Origin of the sequence: Streptomyces sp. NBC_00209, assembly GCF_045206345.1 — a bacterium.
GTDB lineage: Bacteria > Actinomycetota > Actinomycetes > Streptomycetales > Streptomycetaceae > Streptomyces.
In genome coordinates, this window is record NZ_CP108121.1 from 4459501 (window position 1) to 4479975 (window position 20475).

The following is a 20475-nucleotide window of genomic DNA, read 5'->3' on the forward strand; positions in this document are numbered from 1 at the left end:
CAGGGGTGTGCCAGCGTGCTTGTAGGGGTCACCCTTCGATCGGTTAATCTGGTGGGCGGGCCGCCCACCGGGCCTTCCGGAGCATGTGCACGGGGCGAGCACGGTGCAGGCGCAGTCACTCGTTCGGGACCGTAACCGGTGACCCCCGACCGCCTCTGCGGTTGAGCCCTACGGATAGCCAGGCCCTTGATGAACGGACGTGCTCAACATGCCGCCACGGCTCAGTGTCGTTGTCCCCGTCTACAACGTGGAACTCTTCCTGACGGACTGTCTGAAGTCCCTCGCGGAGCAGACCATGACCGACCTCGAGGTGGTGATGGTCGACGACGGGTCCACCGACGGCAGCGCCGCGCTGGCCGCCGAGTTCGCCGCGAGCGACGACCGCTTCAAGCTGGTCAGGCAGAAGAACGGCGGACTGGGGCACGCCCGTAACACCGGCTTCCGCAACGCCCACCCGGAAAGCCGCTACCTGGCCTTCTGCGACAGCGACGACATCATCCCGCCGAACGCCTACGAGCTGCTGGTCGAATCGCTGGAGGAGACCGGCTCGGACCTGGCGTCCGGCAACGTCCTGCGGCTGCGCGCCGGCGGCAAGCTGGTGCAGTCGCCGATGTTCCGCAAGCCCATGGCCACCACGCGGCAGCGGACCCACATCTCGCGCGACCTGGACCTCCTCGGCGACCGCATCGCCTGCAACAAGGTGTTCCGCCGCTCCTTCTGGGACAAGCACGCGTTCGCCTTCCCGGTCGGCGCGCTGTACGAGGACATCCCCGTCGTGCTGCCCGCCCACTTCCTGGCCGGCTCGGTCGACATCGTCAAGGACCCCGTCTACTACTGGCGCGACCGCCCCGGCTCCATCACCACCAGCCGGGCCGTCGTCCGCGGCATCCACGACCGCGTCGCCCACGTCCAGGGCGTCTCCGAGTTCCTGGCGGAGAAGCGCACCCCCGCCGACAAGAACCACTACGAGGCGCACGCGCTGGCCAACGACCTCTGGTACTTCATGGAGGTCCTGCCGGACGGCGACCAGGAGTACCGGGACGCGTTCCTCACGTACACCAACAAGTTCATCGACCAGGTCGACCCCTCGGTGCTCGACGGGCTGCCGCTGCGCCTGCGCGTGATGTGGTACCTGGTACGCGAGCACCGCATGGACGAGCTGCTGGCGCTGCTCCTCCAGGAGAAGCAGGAGCCCGGCGCGTTCGAGGTCAGCGGCATGCGCCGACGGGTGGCCCACTACCCCGTGCTCACCCAGCCGCTGCCCGCCCCCGTGGCGCGCGTCGGCGACCGCGACCTGCCGCTCGCCGCCCGGCTGCGCGACGCCCAGTGGCGCGACGGCAAGCTGCACCTCAGCGGCTACGCGTACATCCGCAACCTGCCGGTCAGCTCCGGGGCCGGTGAGTTCCGGATCGGCTGGCTGCGCGCCGGCCGGCGCCATGTCGTCCCGCTCCGGCTGCGCCGCACCGACGAGCCCGAGGCCACCGCCCGCTCCCGGCAGAGCCTGCACGACTACCACCGTGCCGGCTTCGAGACCTCCGTCGACGCCTCCAAGCTCCGCATCCAGGGAGACGGCGGCCCCAAGCAGCTCACCTTCCAGTTCCAGGTCGGCATCGCCCGGGGCGGCCTGCTGCGCCGCTCCTTCCCCTCGGTCCGCGAGGCGTCCGTCGCCCCGCCCGTCCACCGCCCCGACGGCGACCACCGCATCGCTCCCGCCTTCGAGGGCGACAAGCTGGTGCTGCACTCCGAGCGCGTCGACGCCCGCTTCGAGACCCACGGCCCCGGCGAACGGCCCGGCACCGTCAAGGTGTCCGGTGTGGTCCGCGCCCGCCTCGTCAAGGACGAGCTGACCCTGGTCCTGACGCACGGCGCCACCAAGACCACCGTCGAGGTCCCCGTCACCGTGGGCTCCGGCGCCGGCGCCGGCTGGAACCGCTTCACCGCCGAGCTGCCGCTCACCGCGGTCGAGGAGAACCGCCCCACCGGCGAGGACGCCCCGAAGAACGTCACGTACAGCCTCCATCTCGTCGGTACGGGCCTGAAGGCGTCGCTCGACGCGCCCGGCTCGGTCCACCCGGGCGGCTACCCGCTCGCCGACGGGCCGGACGGCGTCCGCCGCGAGCTGGCCCTCACCGTCAGCGCGCGCGGCAACCTGGTGATCGGCGACCGCCCCGTGCAGCCCGCCGTCGAGCTGGCCAGCTGGACGGACGACGGCCGGCTCTTCCTGGAGGGCACCTGCCCCGAGGACCCGGAGCACCCGGTCGAGCTGATCGCGCAGAACAGCGCCCACCGCGAGGAGCAGGTCTTCCCGGTCGAGTTCACCGGACCCGAGAGCGCCCGCCGCTTCCGCGCCGAGCTGCGGCCGGACGCCGTGGAGGGACCGGGCGGTGCGGTGCCGCTCGGCGAGGGCAACTGGTACTTCTTCTTCCGGGACAAGGGCGCCGCCGACGAGAGCGGCGACCGCGCGCTGCGGCTCCCCGCCTCGGCCTTCCACACCCTGCCCGCCACCCGCGTGCTCAACGGCCGCGACTACACCCTGGAGCGCCGCTTCGGCGACCAGCTCCTCGTCGTCTCCGGCTCCGTGCTCAGCGCCGCCGAGCGCGGCCCGCGCGCCAAGCGCCTGCTGAGCGAGGCGTACGCGGCACAGCGCTCCGAGCCGCTGCGCGCCGCCGCGCTCTACAGCACCTTCGACGGCCGCCAGTACTCGGACTCGCCGCGCGCCGTCCACGAGGAACTGGTGCGCCGGGGCACCGAGGTGGAGCACATCTGGGTCGTCCGCGACCAGCAGGCGATCATCCCCGAGGGCGCCACCGCCGTCGAGTACGGCTCGGTCGCCTGGCACGAGGCGCTGGCCCGCAGCCGCTACGTCATCACCAACACGCAGCTGCCCGAGTGGTTCGTGCGCCGCGAGGACCAGACGGTCGTCCAGACCTGGCACGGCACGCCGCTCAAGCGCATCGGCCTCGAACTCGCGGGCACCGCCCAGGCGAACGCCGGGTACATCGCGACCCTCGCCGAGCGGGCCGGCCAGTGGAACTTCCTGGTCTCGCCGAACACGTTCTCCACGCCCGTCCTGCGCCGTTCGTTCGGCTTCGAGGGCGAGGTGCTGGAGTGCGGCTACCCGCGCAACGACATCTTCCACGCCCCGGACCGCGCCAAGATCGCCACCGCGGTACGGGAGAAGCTGGGCATCCCGGCCGGCAAGCGCGTCGTCCTGTACGCACCGACGTGGCGCGAGGACCAGCGCCTCGGCGGCGGGCGCTACTCGCTCGGCCTCCAGCTCGACCTGGCCGCCGCCGAACGCGAACTCGGCGAGGACACCGTGCTCCTGGTGCGCCGTCACTACATGGTCACCGACCGGCTCCCGGACAGCGGTACGGGCTTCGTCAAGGACGTCTCGCGCTACCCGGACGTCGGCGAACTCATGCTCATCAGCGACGCCCTGGTCACCGACTACTCCTCGCTGATGTTCGACTTCGCCCAGACCGGGCGGCCGATGCTCTTCCACACGTACGACCTGGAGCACTACCGCGACACGCTGCGCGGGTTCAGCTTCGACTTCGAGAAGCGGGCGCCCGGGCCCCTGATCCCGGGCTCCGACGACCTGATCGCCGCGCTGAAGGACCCCGAGCGGGCCATCGCCGGACACGCCAAGGCGTACGAGCAGTTCCGGCACGACTTCTGCGACCTGGACGACGGCCGGGCCACCGCCCGCGTGGTCGACCGCATGCTGTAGTCGCCCCTGATGGAGCCACGATGCCCGGCCGGTCCGCACCGGCCGGGCATCGGCGTTTCCAGGGCCGCTGTTTACGCCACGGTGACGATTCGCTGCGTCGCATAGGGTCGCCACCTTGCTACGTTCTGCTTTCATGGGTATCCGAATGTGGGGCGAAACGGACGCACGGCGGGCCAGGGCCGCCGTGCTCGTCGCGGCGACCGCGGGCCTCCTCACCCGCATGATCATCGCGGCCAACTCGCCCGGCCCCGCCGACGCGCGGATCTTCGCGGGGTTCGCGAAAGCCATCACCGGGTACGGCCCCGTCCGCATCTACGCGCACCCGCTGCCCGGGCTCCCCGTCTACAACCACCCGCCGCTGGCCGGGTGGATGCTGCTGGGCCTCGACCGCCTCACCGAACTCGGCTTCTCCTTCGCCACGCTGATCCGCGTTCCCGCGTCGGCCGCCGACTTCGCCTGCGCGGTCCTCGTGTTCGAGATCGTCCGCCGCCGCGCCACCGTGCGCACCGCGATGCTCTGCGGCATCGGGGTCGCCGTCAGCCCGGTGCTCATCGCGACCTCCGGCTACCACGGCAACACCGACGCCGTCGCCGTCGCCTTCGCGCTGGCCGCCGCCCACCTCCTGGCCGACCGGAAGGCGCCGCTCGCGGCGGGCGTCGCGGCGGCGCTCTCGATCAGCGTCAAGTTCATCCCGGTCGTGGTGATCCCGGCCCTCTTCGTGGCCGCGCTGCGCGGCGGGCGGCCCGTCCTGGTCCGCTTCGCCGCCGGGTTCGCCGGGGTCACCGCGCTCGTGTGGGGGCCGGCGCTGCTGACCGTGCCCATGGACCTGACGCACAACGTCCTGGAGTACGCGGGCGGCAGCTACCGGCTGTGGGGGCTCGTGCGGTTCGCGGACGTCCTCGGCCTGCCCGAGCCGGTCATCGCCTTCATGCAGGGCGGCGGCCACTTCCTCTTCGTGCTGGCCTGCGTGGCCGCCGGGATCCGGCTCGCCTGGCTGCGGCCCGCCGAGGCGCCCGGCGTCGTCGCCGTCACGCTGGGGCTGCTGCTGCTCCTGTCCACCGCCTCCGGACTCCAGTACCTGACCTGGGCCGCCGCCGGGATGTTCGTGCTCGGCCCGGTCGAGGGGTTCGCGTACAGCGTGGTCGTCGGCCTGGTCGCCGTCCTCGGCTACAGCGGGCGGTCCGCCGTGCGCTGGAGCGAGCCCGTGCTGTACCTGGGCGCGGCCGGCTGGTTCGTCCTGGCGGCGGGCCTGCTCACCGGCGTACGCCGCATCCTCGCCACACCCCCGGACGCCGTCCCCACCGAGCGGGCAACGGTCTCCGCACCCCGTACGGAATTCCGCTCCTGCTCCACCGTCGACTGATCCCGCAATCCCGTCCCCGACCGCAACTGGAGAACGCCCCGTGAAGGAAAGCCCGAGCCCCAGGATCGGCATCCTGGTGGTCGCGTACAACGCGGAGACAACGCTGGAGAAGACCCTCGACCGGATCCCGGAGGACTTCCGGTCGCGGATCGCAGAGATCCTCATCCTCGACGACGCGAGTCACGACGCCACCTTCACGGCGGGCTGCCGCTGGTCGCAGGCCGAGGGCATGCCCCGCACCGTCGTGATGCGGCACACCAAGAACCTCGGCTACGGCGGCAACCAGAAGGCCGGATACGCGCTGGCCGCCGAGCACGGACTCGACATCATCGTGCTGCTGCACGGCGACGGGCAGTACGCCCCCGAGCTGCTGCCCGAGATGGTCGCGCCCATCGAACGCGGCGAGTGCGAAGCCGTGTTCGGGTCCCGGATGATGACGTCCGGCAGCGCGCTCAAGGGCGGCATGCCGATGTACAAGTGGCTCGGCAACCGCATCCTCACCCGGCTGGAGAACGGCCTCCTGGGCTCGGACCTCACCGAATTCCACTCCGGTTACCGCGCGTACAGCGTCGCGGCCCTCAAGCAGCTGCCGGTCGACCGGAACACCGACGCCTTCGACTTCGACACCCAGATCATCGTGCAGCTGCTGAACGCGGGCATGCGGATCAAGGAGATCCCCGTCCCCACCTACTACGGCGACGAGATCTGCTACGTCAACGGCATGAAGTACGCCAAGGACGTGGTCAAGGACGTCCTCGAATACCGGCTGGCCGTCAAGGGGTTCGGGACCTGCCGGTGGATCCCCAAGCCCGTCGAGTACGCCTTCAAGGAGGGCGACGGCTCCTCGCACGCGGTCATCCTGGACACGATGCGCGCGCTGCCCCCCGGCCGCGTCCTCGACCTGGGCTGCTCCGGCGGGCTGTTCGCCGAGCGGCTGGAGTCCCTGGGCCACGAGGTGACCGGCGTCGACTACGTGGAGGTGCCCGGCGTCCGCGACCGGTGCAGCCACTTCCACCTCGCCAACCTGGAGGAGGGGCTGCCCGCCGAGGCCGGGACCGGCTTCGACTACGTGGTCGCCGGTGACGTCATCGAGCACCTGTCACGCCCCGAACGCGTCCTCGCCGAGGCGGCGTCCGTGCTGCGGCCGGGCGGCCGGATGCTGCTGTCCGTTCCCAACTTCAGCCACTGGTACTCCCGGCTGCGGGTCGCCGTCGGCGCCTTCGACTACGACCGCCGGGGCATCCTCGACGAAACGCATCTGCGCTTCTTCACCCGGGCCAGCCTGCGCCGCACCGTGCGCGCCGCCGGCTACGACGTCCTCGAACTCTCCTCCACCGGAGCGCCGTTCTGGTCGCTGCTCGGCCGGGGGCCGCTCGCCGCCGTGCTCGGTGGGGCGTCGAGGCTGCTGACCCGCGTCCGGCCGACGCTGTTCGGCTATCAGCACGTCGCGCTGCTCACCCCGCACGCGGCCGAGACGATCATCGCTGGAGAGCACGTCGATGTACAGGACATCCTCAACCGACAGTACGTCCCCGCCGACCGGGTCGGTGTCTGAGGCGCCCCGCCCCGGACCCGCGCCCGCCCCGGCGGCCGACCCTCCCGCCCCCGCAGTCAGGAGCAAGTCCTTGACCCTCCCCAGTGTGCTGCTGCTCCTGTTCGCCGTGTTCTCGTCCGCGGGCGGCCAGATCATGCTCAAGCACGGGATGAAGGGCGCCGCGGCCGCCGCCGGGCGCGACGGCGGTTCCGTCGCCCTGCGCGCCGCGGGCAGCCCCTGGGTCGTGTTCGGGCTGCTGGTCTTCGCGGTGTCCGCGCTCGCCTGGATGACGACGCTGGCCAAGGTGCCGCTCTCCGTCGCGTACCCCTTCAACGCGCTCGGCTACCTGCTGATCGTGCTGGCCGGGGCGACCGTGCTGCACGAGCGGACCTCGCTGTGGACCTGGGGCGGCTCGCTGCTCGTGGTGGTCGGCCTGATCACGGTCATGGCCGGTCAGCAAAGCTAGTCGCGGTACGCCGAGGGGCCCGCCGCCGGAACGTTCCGGTGACGGGCCCCTCGGTGTCGTACGGCTCAGGAATCCTCGCCCAGCAGCACGCGGCGCACCACGCGCTCGGAGGCGCGGCCGTCGTCGTACGGGCAGAAGCGCTCCTTGAACGCCTTCAGCAGCGCCTCGTTCTCCGGGCTGTTCCAGCTGCCGTCGGTGAAGATCGCCGCCAGCTCGTCCGTGTTCGTGGCCACGGCACCCGGCGTCTCGCCCGGCTGCCCGGACAGCAGGTCGAAGACGACACCGCGGACCGTGCGGTACGTCTCCCAGTCCGGGGCGAGGATCGCGATCGGGCGGTTCAGGTGGGCGTAGTCGAACATCACCGAGGAGTAGTCGGTGACCAGCGCGTCCGCCGCCAGGCACAGGTCCTCGACGCGCGGGTACGTGGAGACGTCGATGACCGACGCGTTCTCCGGGAGGCCCGACCCGCCGTAGAAGTAGTGGGCGCGCATGAGGACCACGGTGTCCGGGCCGACGGCCGCGCAGAACCGGTCCAGGTCCAGGCGGTTGGTGAAGCCCGCCTCGTAGTCGCGGTGGGTCGGCGCGTAGAGCACGGCGCGCTGGCCGGGGCGGATGCCCAGGTCCTCGCGGATCCTGGCGATCTGCTCCTCGGTGGCCGTCGCGAAGACGTCGTTGCGCGGGTAGCCCGTCTCCAGCGGGCGCGCCGCGCTCGGGTAGGCGCGGGACCACACCTCGGTGGAGTGCGGGTTGGCGGAGACGCTCCAGTCCCAGCGGTCCACACGCTTCAGCAGCCGGTCGAAGTTGAGCCCCTGTGCGGCGGCCGGGTAGTTCTGCTGGTCCATGCCCATGATCTTCAGCGGGGTGCCGTGGTGGGTCATGACATGGATCTGGCCGGGGCGCTTGACCAGGTGGTCCGGGTAGTTGACGTTGTTGAAGAAGTACGTGGCACGGGCCAGCACCGACCAGTAGCGGCGGGTCCCGGGCACCACGTAGTCGATGCCCTTGGGCACCGAGTCCACGTTCTTCTTCGACACCACCCACACGCCGTGGATGTCGGGTGCCAGCTCCTTCGCCTTGCGGTAGATCGCCTCCGGGTTGCAGCTCACGCCGCGGTTCCAGTAGGCGGCGTACACGGCCAGCTTCGGGTCGAGGGGCAGCTTGCGCTGTGCCTTGTAGTAGCGCTTGGTGAACTGCTTCTTCGCCTTGGCGCGGGCCGTGCTGGGCGCGGCGCGCAGGCTGCGGCGGGTGGCGAGCGCGGTGTCGAGGGCGCCGAGCGCGGTGTACTTGCCGCCGCCCATCAACTGCGGGCGCAGCCCCTTGGCGCCGCCGGGGAACGTGAAGCCCTCCGGGCGGTGCGCACCGTGGAACGCGCCGACCGCGCCCACGTACTGCCGGCGGCGCTTGGTCACCGTCGGGTACGCGGCCAGCAGCTCCTGCACCGCACGGTCGAAGAGGAGGCCGCGCACGTCCTTCAGGGCCGGGCGGGCCTCCAGGAAGGTCATCAGCGCGTCGTACGCCTCGACCAGCTCCATCGGGGTCGAGCCCGTCCGGGGCTCCACGTCGTCCACGAGGCCGGGCAGGTGACGCTGCTGGCGGTGCTCGACGCAGGCGGTGCCCAGCGTGGCCACCGAGGCGGCGACGGCGACGGTCGCCAGCGCGTACGTCCGCTCGCCGTGCGGGCCCGGGCCGAAGGTCACCGTCTCGCGCTCCAGGAGGGCGCGGCGGACCGCGCGGTTCCAGGAGACCGGGGCGATGTCCAGGAGGTCCGGGCGCTTCGCCAGGGTGAACGGGCCCTCGGGCATGCCCTCCAGCTTCTCCAGCGACCGCGTCGAGCGGACCTTGCCGCGGAAGGGGCGCTTCTGGTGGCCGAACAGCAGCACGTCGGGGTCGCCGGTGGCGTCCAGCCGGTCCACGACGGCCTGAAGCGCGCCGGGCAGCTGGACGTAGTGGCCCTCCAGGAAGAGGACGTACTCGCCGGCGGCCTCCTCGATCCCGGCGTTGCGCCGGCCGTGCGCCCCGGCGCCCGGCTCCAGGTGCACGGCCCGGACGCGGCTGTCGCGCGCGGCGAACTCGTCCAGGACCAGGCCCGAGCCGTCCGGCGCGCCGTCGTCCACCCCGATGACCTCGATGTCCGTGAACGACTGCGAGAGCACCGACTCCAGGCACTCGCGCAGACTTCCTCGGGCGCGACGGACAGGGATGATGACACTCAGCCGGGGCATACGGACTCTTTCTCGGACTGTGCGTACTGGGAGAGCACACAGCGTACTGGGGCGGGCTCCGCAGGACGGGTCAGGGGGCGGGCGGGCGTACGAAGGCCGAAGAGACGGGCGCGTCGGGCCCGTGAGCGGTCGACCGCGCGGCTGATGAAGGCCCCACTTATCATACTACCCGGGACAGTAAGTGAACCTTGGGCAATACGGGGCGTGCGCGCCCATGACGGGCGCCCCGGAGGCCCGCGATCCCGGGCGGCACACGGCTGCGGGGCACCCCCGCCGGCCGGCCGGAGTGCCCCGCTCTGTTACGTACCCGCTACTTGACGGCCCCCGCCATCACGCCCGAGACGAACTGGCGCTGGAAGGCGAAGAACACCGCGAGCGGGATCACCATCGAGACGAAGGCGCCCGGCGCCAGCACGTCGATGTTGTTGCCGAACTGGCGCACCTGCTGCTGGAGCGCCACCGTGATCGGCGGGGACCCGGAGTCCGCGAAGATCAGCGCCACCAGCATGTCGTTCCAGACCCACAGGAACTGGAAGATCCCGAGCGAGGCGATCGCCGGACCGCCCAGCGGCATCACGACCCGGGTGAAGAGGCGTATCTCACCCGCCCCGTCCAGCCGCGCCGCCTCCAGGAGCTCCCGGGGGATCTCCGCGAAGAAGTTGCGCAGCAGGAAGATCGCGAACGGGAGCCCGAACGCGGTGTGGAAGAGCACCACACCGAGCGTCGTCTCGAAGATCCCGATCTCGCCGAACAGCTTCGACACCGGGATCAGCGCCACCTGTACGGGGACCACCAGCAGCCCCACGACCAGCAGGAACCACCAGTCACGGCCGGGGAAGTCCATCCAGGCGAACGCGTATCCCGCGAGCGAGCCGATCACCACGACCAGGAGCGTGGACGGCACGGTGATCATGACCGTGGAGAGCAGGGAGCCCGTGATCGCCGAATTGTCGAGCAGCCGTGAGTAGTTGTCGACGGTCAGCTCGGAGGGGGCGGTGAAGACCTGCCACCAGCCGGTCGACGCGATCTTGTCCGGGCTGCGCAGCGAGGACAGCAGCAGCCCGATCGTCGGCATCAGCCAGAACAGGGCCACCAGGACCAGGACGACCCGCATCACGCCGCCGCCGGCCCGTGCCGCGATTCGTGCGGCCGGCGACCGGGTCGCCGTCGCCGAGGGTGTCGTCATCGGCGCCCCTCCTTCCGTATCCGCCTGATGTTGAAGAGCATCACCGGGATCACCAGCAGCAGCAGGAGCACGGCGATGGCGCTGCCGACCCCCAGATCCGCGTCCGTGCCGAACGAGGACCGGTACAGCTGGAGCGCCAGTACGTTGGCGTCGTCCTGGGACGAGCCCGGCGCGATGATGAACACCAGGTCGAACACCTTCAGCACGTTGATCATCAGCGTGACGAGCACCACCGCGAGGACCGGGGCGAGCATCGGCACCGTGATCCGGCGGAACACCTGCCACTCGTTGGCCCCGTCCACCCGGGCCGCTTCGAGGAGTTCACGCGGCAGACCGGCCAGGCCCGCCGCGATCAGCACCATCGCGAAGCCCGCCCACATCCACACGTAGCTCCCGATGATCCCGGGCGTCACGAGCGTCGGGCCGAGCCAGTCCACTCCGTTGTACGGCTCCCTGAAGTTGGAGGCGGGCAGGCGCAGTTCGGCGCCGTCCGCCGCGGCGGGCAGCGTGAACGTGCCGTCCGCCGCCGCCTTGGCGGTCGCGACCACCTCGCCGCCCTTGACGGCCTCCACCTTCAGGCCCTTGAGCCCGAGCTCCTTGGCGTCGACGACATTGGGTTTGCCGCCGCCGCCCTTGGTGAAGTCCAGCCACGCGGTACCGGTGACCGCGCCCTCCCCGGCCGCCGCCGGGGCCCTGGCCGGTTTCGCGTCGCCGGGCATCTTCGCCGGGAGCACCCCGACCAGGGGCAGCAGGGCCGGCTGCCCGGCGCGCACGGTCGTCTTCGTCACGAAGGTCCCGCCGCCCGCCGCCTTCAGCGGGGCCACGGGCAGCGGATGCGCCTTCGGGAAGCCCGCGGACTCGGCGAACGTGTCGTGCACGCCCACCCACACCGCGTTGGCCACCCCGCGCTCCGGCGCCTGGTCGTACACGAGCCGGAAGATGATGCCCGCCGCCAGCATGGAGATCGCCATCGGCATGAAGACGACCAGCTTGAAGGCCGTGCCCCAGCGGATGCGCTCGGTCAGCACCGCGAAGATCAGTCCGAGCGCGGTGGAGACCGTCGGCGCGAAGACCACCCAGATCGCGTTGTTCTTGACCGCCGTACGGATGGTGTCGTCCGTGAACAGCGTCTTGTAGTTGTCGATGCCGGCGAAGCCCGTACCCGCCTGGTCGAAGAACGACCGGTAGACGGAGTACACGATCGGGTACACGACGAGCGCCCCGAGCAGTACCAGCGCGGGCAGCAGGAAGAGCGCCGCGATCACCCGGCGGGTGCCGGTCACGCTCCGGGGCGTGCGCCCCGGGGTCCCGGCCGGGGCGGCCTTCCTGGGGGCGGGCACGCGAGGCCCGCCGGACCGTTGCCTGTCGGCGGGGAGCGCCTCGTCGGCGCCCCCCGCTGCCGCTGTCGTCATGCCGTCAGCTCTTGTACGCCTTGGCCGCCTCGGACTCCAGCTTGGCTTGAGTCCCCGCGATGTCCTTCGGGTTCTTCAGGAAGTCCTGGAGGGTCTTCCACTCACCCTTCCCGGGCGTCCCGCCGAACGACTGCGGCGCCTGGTCGGACATGTCGAACCGGACGGCCTCACCGGCCGCGATCAGCGCCTTCGCCATCGTGCGCTGCACGTCGTTCGGGTACGCGGCGGGGTCCAGGGTCTTGTTCGGCGAGATGAACCCGCCCTGCTCGGCGGCGATCTTCGCGGCGTCCGCGGAGGCGAGCCAGGTCAGCAGCGCCTGGGCACCCTTGCCGTCCTTCAGCGCGATGGCCGCGTCGCCACCGGTCACTACGGGCGACTCGGCGCCGACCGCGGGGAACGGGAAGACCTTGGCGTCCGTGCCGATCTTCGCCTTCGTCTGCGCGATGTTGACGCCGACGAAGTCGCCCTCGTAGACCATGGCGGCCTTGGGCTGGTCGCCGCCGGTGAAGGTCTGGGTGACCGACGCCGGGAACTCGGTCTGGAGCGCGCCGTCCGCGCCGCCCGCGATCAGGGACGGCTTGCCGAACAGCTGGGCCAGCGTGGTCAGCGCGTCCTTGACGGACGGGTCCGTCCACTTGATCTTGTGCTGGGCGAGCTGGTCGTACTTCTCCGGGCCCGCCTGCGACAGATAGACGTTCTCGAACCAGTCGGTGAGCGTCCAGCCGTCCGCGCCGCCGACCGAGACCGGGGTGATACCCGAGGCGGACACCGTCTCGGCGGTCGCCAGGAAGTCCTTCCAGGTCTTCGGCTCGCTCGCGCCCGCGTTCTCGAACGCCTTGGTGTTGTACCAGATCAGCGACTTGTTGGCGGCCTTGAAATACACCCCGTACTGGGTGCCGTCCACCGCGCCGAGGTCCTGCCAGACCTGTGCGTAGTTCTTGCCCAGCTGGGCCCGCGCCTCGTTGCCGACCGGCTTGGCCCACTTCTTCGCCACGGCCTGCTGGATCGCCCCGACCTGCGGGATCATCGCGACGTCCGGCGGCTGCCCGCCCGCGATCTTCGTACCGAGGAAGTTGACGATCGGGTCCTGCGCCGGGACGAACGTCACCGTCGCGCCGGTCCGCTTCTCGAACTCCTTGAGGACCTTGACGAAGTTGGCCTGTTCCGGACCCGTCCAGACCGCGGCGACAGAGAGCTTCTCACCGTCCAGTTTCGGCAAGGCGACGGTCGGCCCGGAGTCCTCGGTCGTCGTGGAGCCGCCTTCGTCCGGCTTCTTGTCTCCGCCGTCACCGTCGCCGCCGCAGCCGGTGAGGGCCAGTGCGCCGATGGCGGTGAACACCACGGCCGCCCTGCGAATCCGTAGGGTTGTGCGCATTCCTGCCCCGTCTCTCTGTCCGCGTGCGCCCACCGGGCGCCGAGTCGGGAAGCCAGCGCGGCCGGTCGTGCGTCACGTCGTCGTGTGCGCCCAGTCCTATGCCCGGCGTCCCGGTGCCGCAATACCGCCCTCGGCCCCAAGTCGTTGATCGTGATGCCCTCGTGACGTGGGGTCAGTGCCGGTATCCGGCCATTGGGGGACGATCGGGCCGCCCTGTTCCCGCCCGCGCGGGGCTCGTTCGAGGGCGGCTCCGGCGTGACTCGGGCGCGGCTGGGCGGGCTCTCAGGTGGACAGGGGCGCCAGGGGGTGTCTTGCCGGTCAGGGTCGGTCAGGCCGCGGCGTCTGGTGCGGTGCATCGCAAGGCGCCGGGGCGTCCTCATAGCGGAGCTATGCGGGCGGTTCGGCAACGCGGCGAGGTGCCGTGCCAGGCGTCGCGGACCCGGCCCTGATCGGCAAGACACCCCCTAGGGGGAGTGCGTTCACCGAACGTGCCGCCCGTTCCAGGGCGCTGGCGAGCAGCGCCAGGTCCGTCGGTCCGTTGCCCAGCTCGCGGACCGGGCGGCGGGTGGGCGGGTCGCCCATCCGCTCCCACTCCAGCGGGACGACCGTCGGCCGCAGCGTCGCCGTACGCGGGATGCGGCCGGTCACCCGGCCCCCCTGGAACGGCGTCACCCGCCCGTCCGGATGCCCCAGCCGCCCCCGGCCCGGCGCCGGTTCGTCCGGCGAGGGCGGGACCGCGGGCGGATCGAGCACGATGCGCAGCCGCGCGCCGCGGGCCAGCTCCGTGTCCTCCGTGCGGTCGGGGCGGGCCGAGGCCGCGACCAGGTGGATGCCCAGCCGGCCGCCGTCCCGGGCCACCGCCTCCAGCGCCCGCACCACCGAACCGGCCGCCGGCCGGCCCGGGCTGCCGAGCGCCGGGGCTATGAGCGCGTCGTAGTCGTCCACGAGCACCACCAGCCGGGGCAGCGGGGAGGGGCCCGGGTCCACGGGGCGGCCCGCCCCCGGGCGCAGGCGCAGGGTGCCGCTGAGAGGCGCCTCTATGTCGCCGCGCTGCTCGGGGATGGGGGCGGTCGTGTGCCCGTCCTCGTGGCGGCTGTGCCACGCGGCGAAGTCCAGCTCGCCGAGCAGCTCGGCCCGCCGCTTCACCTCGCCGCCCAGCGCCTGGGCGAACTCCCGCATCCGGACCGGGTCCGAGGCCACCAGGTGCGTGAACGCGTGCGGCAGCTCCGTGCACGGACCCAGCGACTCGCCGCGCTCGCCGCCGGCCCCGTCGACCAGCACGATGCCCAGCCGGTCCGGCCGGGCGGCGGCCGCCAGCGACGCCGCGACGGCCCGCAGCAGCTCGGTCCGTCCGCTGCCGCCCGGGCCCTCGATGAGCAGATGCGGCCCCTCGTCCGCGAGATCCACGCTCACCGGCCCGCGCGGCCCGGCCCCGAGCACGACGACGGGCCGCCCGGCCTGGACGGCCGGCCGCGCGGCGGCGCGCGTGGCGGTCTGCGTCCCCCCGGCCGCGTCGCCGCCGCGCGCGGCGACCTGAGGCGCGTCGGCCTGCCGGGGGCCGCTGACACGGGTGCGACCGGAGCCGGTGGTGGTGCTGTCGGGGTACGGGGTGCGGCCCGAGTCGCCCGTGTTCGCGCCGGGGTACGGGGTGCGGCCCGAGCCCGTCGTCGTCGCGGACGGGTACGGCGTACGGCCCGAGTCCGGCGCCTCGGCCGACGTGCGTTGCGCGCCCACACGGGGCGCCGGGTGGTCGTCCGCCGTGGACGCCCAGCGGGCCATCAGGGAAGCCGGGGTGGCACGGGCCAGGCCCAGTTCGTCCAGGAGGCGGGCGGACGGCGGGAGCGCCACCGGCACCTGGCGGCCCGGCAGCGCGGCCGAGCCCTCCGCGCGCAGGGGGGCCAGTGCCCGGGCGAACCGCTGGGCCCAGTGCGCCGACACCGCGTCCACCGAGGCCACCGTGCCGTGGCCCGCCGCCCGGCCGCCCGCCGTGCGCAGCAGCCGCAGGGCCGTCGCCACGTCACCGCTGAGCATCCCGACCGCCCCGCACTCGCGGAAGGCGATCGACGCGTGGCACGCGGCCTCGTACGTCGCGGCGACCGGCGAGGTGGGAGTCGCGGCCGGGGTCTCCGCCAGACAGATCAGATGGACGCCCGCCGCCGCACCGGCCGCGGCCAGCCGGGCCGTGTTCTCGCGGAGGACCGCCGCGCCGGGGTCGCCGTCGAGGATCACCACCGTGAACGGCCCCCCGTAGGCGCGGGCGGCCTCGGCGACCGTGGCCGCGTCCTGGCTCGCCCAGCCGGGGCCGAGGGGCCCGTCGTCAAGCCGGCGGACCAGCTCGGCGGTGCGGGCGAGCGCCTGATCGCGGTCGTACGCGACGAGCAGCCGGCAGTCCTGGCCGTGCATCGGGCGCAGATGGGGCAGCCAGCCCAGCCAGGCCCACTCGCGCCGCCGCTCCTCCGTGGTCCGCGCCCGGTCCGTGCTGATCAGCACGATCTCCAGGTCGGCGGGGGAGTGCAGCGCGGCCAGCTGGGCCACGGCGGACCGGGCGAGCCCGGCCAGCCGCTCGCGGGGCCCGGCGAGCCCCAGCGAGCCGGCCTCGCGCAGGCTCACGGTCACCGGCACGGCGGGCAGGTCGGCCCGGTCGGTGGTGCCCAGCCGGACCACCAGCGCCTCCGGGTGCGCGGGGTCGCGCTCCCACAGCCGGGGGCCCGGGCCGAGCGCGGTCAGCAGGACGGCGGCCGGATCGGGCCAGGTGCCCTCGGGGGCGGTGGGCGGCGAGGTGAACGTCTCGGGCACGGGCGGGACCGGCTCGGCGGGGACGCTCGCGGGCTCCGGTTCCGCCCGGGCGCCCTTGAACCGGCGGGCCCAGGCCCCTATGCCGCCGCGCCGGGGTACCTCCTGCTCCGGGGAACGGCCCGGGTGCCCGGCGGAGGACCCGGGCCGGGCCCCGGCCTCGGGCTCGTCGGGGGCGGGCCGGTCGTGGGCGGGCCGGGCGGCCTCGGGGGACGGGGCGGCCTGCGGGGCCGGGACCCGGGCGACCCGGAGGTGGCCCTCGCCGTCGGGGGCCGTCGGCAGCGCCGGCGGACGCGCGCCGGAGGCCAGCCGGAGCGTCGACTCGCCGAGCCGCAGCAGCGCCCCCGGGGCCAGCCGGACCGGGCGGTCGTGGACCTCGGCCCCGTCCAGCGAGGTGCCGTTCGTGGAGCCCAGGTCGGCCACCGCGACCCGGCCGTCCTCGGAGACCGTCACCTCGCAGTGCAGCCGGGAGACATCGGGGTCGTCCAGCGGGACATCGGCCTCGGCCGAGCGGCCGACGCGGACCGTGCCGCCGTGCAGCAGATGGACCCCGCCCGCGTCGGGACCGGCGACCACCTGGAGCTGGGCGGGGACCGCGTCGTCCGCGGTCTCGTCCTCGCCGGGCGCCTGGAGCGAGAGCACCGCGCCGTCGACCAGGGGCGGCTCACCGAGGGCGCAGCGCTGGGCGTCCAGCCGCTCCCGGCCCGCGAAGAGCACCACCGCACCGCTGCCGAGGGAGCCGTCGGGACCGGCGACGGCCATGGCCAGGCCCGAAGCGACGGAGGCCAGCGCCGTCCCCGCGGGGGCGGTGACCAGCACATCGCAGGCGCGCGCCGGGGTCTGGCCGCTGGGCGGCGCGAGGACGGTCAGCCGGATCTGCATCGCCGTCAGCGGTCCCTTCTGCGCGCGGTGCCGGCCGGGGGAACGCCCTGTGATTCCCCCCACCCGGCACGGACGCGTCGTCCGGTACAGGTTCGTCACGCACCGCTGGGCTCCCGACCCCGCAGTCGTGCTCCAGGCATCCTCGCACCTGCCACTGACAACACGCCCGGCGGTCATCAGTTAGTGATCTTGAAACGTCTGCTGTGGCCCCAAAAAGTGCGCCATGACCGGTTTCCCGGCGCCCGCCCTGGCAACCATCCGCCGCGGACGGACGTCTTCCCCCGGTACCAGGACCCGGCCGCCCTTCCCCGTACAGCCTCTAGAGTGGGCCGGAAACTCCGGGGGTACCCGGAACGATCCACACCACGACCAGCAGGGAGCGCATGACGTGCGGCCGGTAGGCAGCAAGTACCTCCTGGAGGAGCCGCTGGGACGCGGTGCCACGGGCACCGTCTGGCGCGCCAGCCAGCGCGAGGCGGCGGGCGCCGAGGCGGCCGTGGCCGGCCGGCCCGGCGAGACCGTGGCGATCAAGGTCCTCAAGGAGGAGCTGGCCAACGACGCGGACGTGGTGATGCGGTTCCTGCGGGAACGCTCCGTCCTGTTGCGGCTGACCCACCCCAACATCGTGCGCACCCGCGACCTCGTGGTGGAGGGCGACCTCCTCGCCCTCGTCATGGACCTGATCGACGGCCCCGATCTGCACCGCTACCTGCGCGACAACGGCCCGCTCACCCCGGTCGCCGCCGCGCTGCTCACCGCGCAGATCGCCGACGCGCTCGCGGCCAGCCACGCCGACGGCGTCGTGCACCGCGACCTCAAGCCCGCCAACGTGCTGCTCGCCGACCCCGACGGCGCGATGCGCCCGATGCTCACCGACTTCGGCATCGCGCGCCTCGCCGACTCGCCGGGCCTGACCCGGACCCACGAGTTCGTCGGCACCCCCGCCTACGTGGCGCCGGAATCCGCCGAGGGCCGCCCGCAGACCTCCGCCGTCGACATCTACGGCGCCGGCATCCTGCTGTACGAGCTGGTCACCGGCCGCCCGCCGTTCGCCGGCGGCACCGCGCTCGAAGTCCTGCACCGGCACCTCAGCGAGGAGCCGCGCCGCCCCAGCACCGTCCCCGAGCCCCTGTGGACGGTCATGGAGCGGTGCCTGAGCAAGGACCCGGACCGCAGGCCGAGCGCGGTGAACCTGGCCCGCGCCCTGCGTACGGTCGCCGAGGGCATCGGGGTCCACGCGAGCGCCGCGCAGATCGCCGCCGCCGACGGGGTCGCCGCCCTGCTCGCACCCGACCCGGCGCCCACCGCCGTACCCGAGATCCCCGGCGCGGCCGACCCGACGCAGGTCCTGCCGAGCAACGCCGGCTCGTACGACCCGAACGGGGTCACCAGCGTCCTGCCGCACGGCGGCGTGCCCGGCGGCGGCCCCCAGGCCGACCCGACCGCCGTCATGCCGCCCGTGCCGCCGCGCCCCGACGGCGACCCCCGCCCCGAGGACCCGCACCCCTGGCAGTCCCAGCTCCGGGCCGCCCGCGACCGCAACGAGCAGACCCAGGTCCAGTACCTCGACCCGAGCGAGGACCCGCTGCGCCGCCGCCCGCAGCGCCGGCAGCAGCAGCCCCCGCAGCAGCCGCGCGACCGCCAGCCCGGGTACCAGCAGCCCCAGCAGCAGCAGTACGGGCAGCAGCAGCGGCACCAGCAGCAGTACCAGCCGCAACCGCAGCAGCAGTACCAGCCGCCGCAGCGCCAGCAGCACCAGCCGCAGCCGCAGCAGTACGCGCCGCCGCAACAGCCCCAGCAGCCCCAGCAGCCCCAGCGCGCGCCCCGCGAGCCGAGGCAGCGCAGCGCCAACCCGATGAAGATCCCCGGGCTCGGCTGCCTCAAGGGCTGCCTGTTCACGCTGGTGCTGCTCTTCGTGGCGAGCTGGCTGATCTGGGAACTGACCCCGCTCAAGGACTGGATCGGGCAGGGCCAGAGCTACTGGCACGCGATCACCGACGCCGTCTCCACGGTGAAGGACTGGATCTCCGAGCTGGGCGGCGGCAGTGGCGGCTGACCGCGCCCGGAGGCGTACAACTCTGTAGCTATATCGACTTCCGCGGACCAATTCCGAGGCAATTCGCCCGCAGAAGCGAAGGTTGGCGCCAACCACGGCACACGGGCCCCCGATCGCCGCGTAACTTTGTCGACCGGGGGTTGTTGGGGTCCATCGCCAGCCGCTGAGGGAGCAGTCTTGGCACGGAAAATCGGCAGCCGGTACACCGCCCACCAGATACTGGGGCGCGGCAGCGCCGGCACGGTGTGGCTCGGGGACGGCCCCGAGGGCCCCGTGGCCATCAAACTGCTCCGCGAGGACCTGGCGTCCGACCAGGAGCTCGTCGGCCGGTTCGTCCAGGAGCGCACCGCGCTGCTCGGACTGAACCATCCGCACGTCGTCGCGGTCCGCGACCTCGTGGTGGACGGCAACGACCTCGCCCTCGTCATGGACCTGGTCCGGGGCACCGACCTGCGCACCCGGCTCGACCGCGAGCGCCGGCTGGCCCCCGAGGCCGCCGTCGCCGTCGTCGCGGACGTCGCCGACGGCCTCGCCGCCGCGCATGCGGCCGGGATCGTCCACCGCGACGTCAAGCCCGAGAACATCCTGCTGGACATGGAGGGGCCGCTCGGCCCCGGCCACGCGCACCCCGCGCTGCTCACCGACTTCGGCGTCGCCAAGCTCATCGACACCCCGCGCCGGACCCGGACCACCAAGATCATCGGCACGCCGGACTATCTGGCCCCCGAGATCGTGGAGGGCCTGCCGCCGCGCGCCGCCGTCGACATCTACGCCCTGGCCACGGTGCTGTACGAGCTCCTCGCGGGCTTCACGCCGTTCGGCGGCGGCCACCCCGGCGCCGTCCTGCGCCGCCATGTCACCGAGACCGTGGTCCCGCTCCCCGGCATCCCCGACGAGCTCTGGCAGTTGCTCGTCCAGTGCCTGGCCAAGGCCCCCGCCTCCCGGCTGCGCGCCTCGGAGCTGGCCGCCCGGCTGCGCGAGCAACTGCCGCACCTGGCCGGCATCCCGCCCCTGGACGTGGACGAGCCGGACGAGGAGCCGGAGGCCCCGCAGGGCTACGACGAGCAGCAGTACACCCCGTCCGGCGACGAGCCCCGCAGGCGCGGCGCGGTCCCGCTGGTGCCCGGCTCGACCCCGGACTCCAACCGCGACACCCACACGAGCATGCGCGTCCCGGCCCCCGACGAGCTGTCCGGCGGCCCCCGGGGCACCGCCCGCGCCCCGCGCGCCCCCGGCCGGCCCCGCCCCGGCTCGGCCCGCAACAAGGCGGCGGCCGTCCGCAAGCGCCGCCTGACCCTGGGGGCCGCGGCCCTCGTGCTGGTGGCCGGACTCGGCGCGGCCGGCTGGCTCGCGCTGGGCGGCGACGACGCGGACCCGGGCCCTCAGGACACCAGGAACTCGGCCCCCGCACAGCCGTAGCGGGCGGTGATCCGGCAGCCCGAGGAACGTACGC

General features: G+C 73.1%; 11 protein-coding genes. 6 read left to right on the plus strand and 5 right to left on the minus strand.

Features of this window, described 5'->3' with window-relative positions:
- The first annotated feature begins 199 nt into the window (after nucleotides 1–199).
- From OG867_RS20320 to OG867_RS20335, 4 genes are all read left to right on the plus strand, one after another.
- Entirely contained in the window at nucleotides 200–3733 is a 3534-nt protein-coding gene (locus OG867_RS20320) for a CDP-glycerol glycerophosphotransferase family protein (protein WP_406287267.1), read from the plus strand.
- A gap of 145 nt (nucleotides 3734–3878) precedes the next feature.
- On the plus strand, nucleotides 3879–5096 hold the full coding sequence (locus OG867_RS20325; RefSeq protein ID WP_406291075.1) for a glycosyltransferase family 39 protein: 1218 nt from the start codon (nucleotides 3879–3881) through the stop codon (nucleotides 5094–5096).
- Between the two features lie 40 nt (nucleotides 5097–5136).
- Entirely contained in the window at nucleotides 5137–6651 is a 1515-nt protein-coding gene (locus tag OG867_RS20330; protein WP_328900430.1) for a bifunctional glycosyltransferase/class I SAM-dependent methyltransferase, read from the plus strand.
- A gap of 70 nt (nucleotides 6652–6721) precedes the next feature.
- Complete coding sequence (locus OG867_RS20335) at nucleotides 6722–7096, plus strand: EamA family transporter (RefSeq protein WP_202542688.1); 375 nt, start codon at nucleotides 6722–6724, stop codon at nucleotides 7094–7096.
- A 65-nt stretch (nucleotides 7097–7161) separates the two neighbouring features.
- Here OG867_RS20335 and OG867_RS20340 read toward each other — a convergent pair whose 3' ends face one another.
- From OG867_RS20340 to OG867_RS20360, 5 genes are all read right to left on the minus strand, one after another.
- Nucleotides 7162–9318 carry a CDP-glycerol glycerophosphotransferase family protein gene (locus OG867_RS20340; RefSeq protein ID WP_406287269.1) on the minus strand — a complete coding sequence of 719 codons (2157 nt, stop codon included), beginning with the start codon at nucleotides 9316–9318 and terminating at the stop codon, nucleotides 7162–7164.
- A 310-nt stretch (nucleotides 9319–9628) separates the two neighbouring features.
- Nucleotides 9629–10504 (minus strand): carbohydrate ABC transporter permease, encoded by an 876-nt coding sequence (locus OG867_RS20345; protein ID WP_406287271.1) that lies wholly within the window; start codon nucleotides 10502–10504, stop codon nucleotides 9629–9631.
- Nucleotides 10501–11787, minus strand: a complete 1287-nt coding sequence (locus OG867_RS20350) for a sugar ABC transporter permease (protein ID WP_328904339.1) — start codon at nucleotides 11785–11787, stop codon at nucleotides 10501–10503. Before OG867_RS20350 ends, OG867_RS20345 begins: the two co-directional genes overlap by 4 nt.
- A gap of 133 nt (nucleotides 11788–11920) precedes the next feature.
- Entirely contained in the window at nucleotides 11921–13291 is a 1371-nt protein-coding gene (locus OG867_RS20355) for an ABC transporter substrate-binding protein (protein WP_406287273.1), read from the minus strand.
- Between the two features lie 387 nt (nucleotides 13292–13678).
- Complete coding sequence (locus tag OG867_RS20360) at nucleotides 13679–16966, minus strand: FHA domain-containing protein (RefSeq protein WP_406287276.1); 3288 nt, start codon at nucleotides 16964–16966, stop codon at nucleotides 13679–13681.
- A gap of 388 nt (nucleotides 16967–17354) precedes the next feature.
- Between OG867_RS20360 and OG867_RS20365 the strand changes: the two genes are divergently transcribed.
- Complete coding sequence (locus tag OG867_RS20365; protein ID WP_406287278.1) at nucleotides 17355–19022, plus strand: serine/threonine-protein kinase; 1668 nt, start codon at nucleotides 17355–17357, stop codon at nucleotides 19020–19022.
- 177 nt (nucleotides 19023–19199) lie between these two features.
- Nucleotides 19200–20441 carry a protein kinase domain-containing protein gene (locus OG867_RS20370; RefSeq protein WP_406287280.1) on the plus strand — a complete coding sequence of 414 codons (1242 nt, stop codon included), beginning with the start codon at nucleotides 19200–19202 and terminating at the stop codon, nucleotides 20439–20441.
- The last annotated feature ends 34 nt before the right edge of the window (nucleotides 20442–20475 follow it).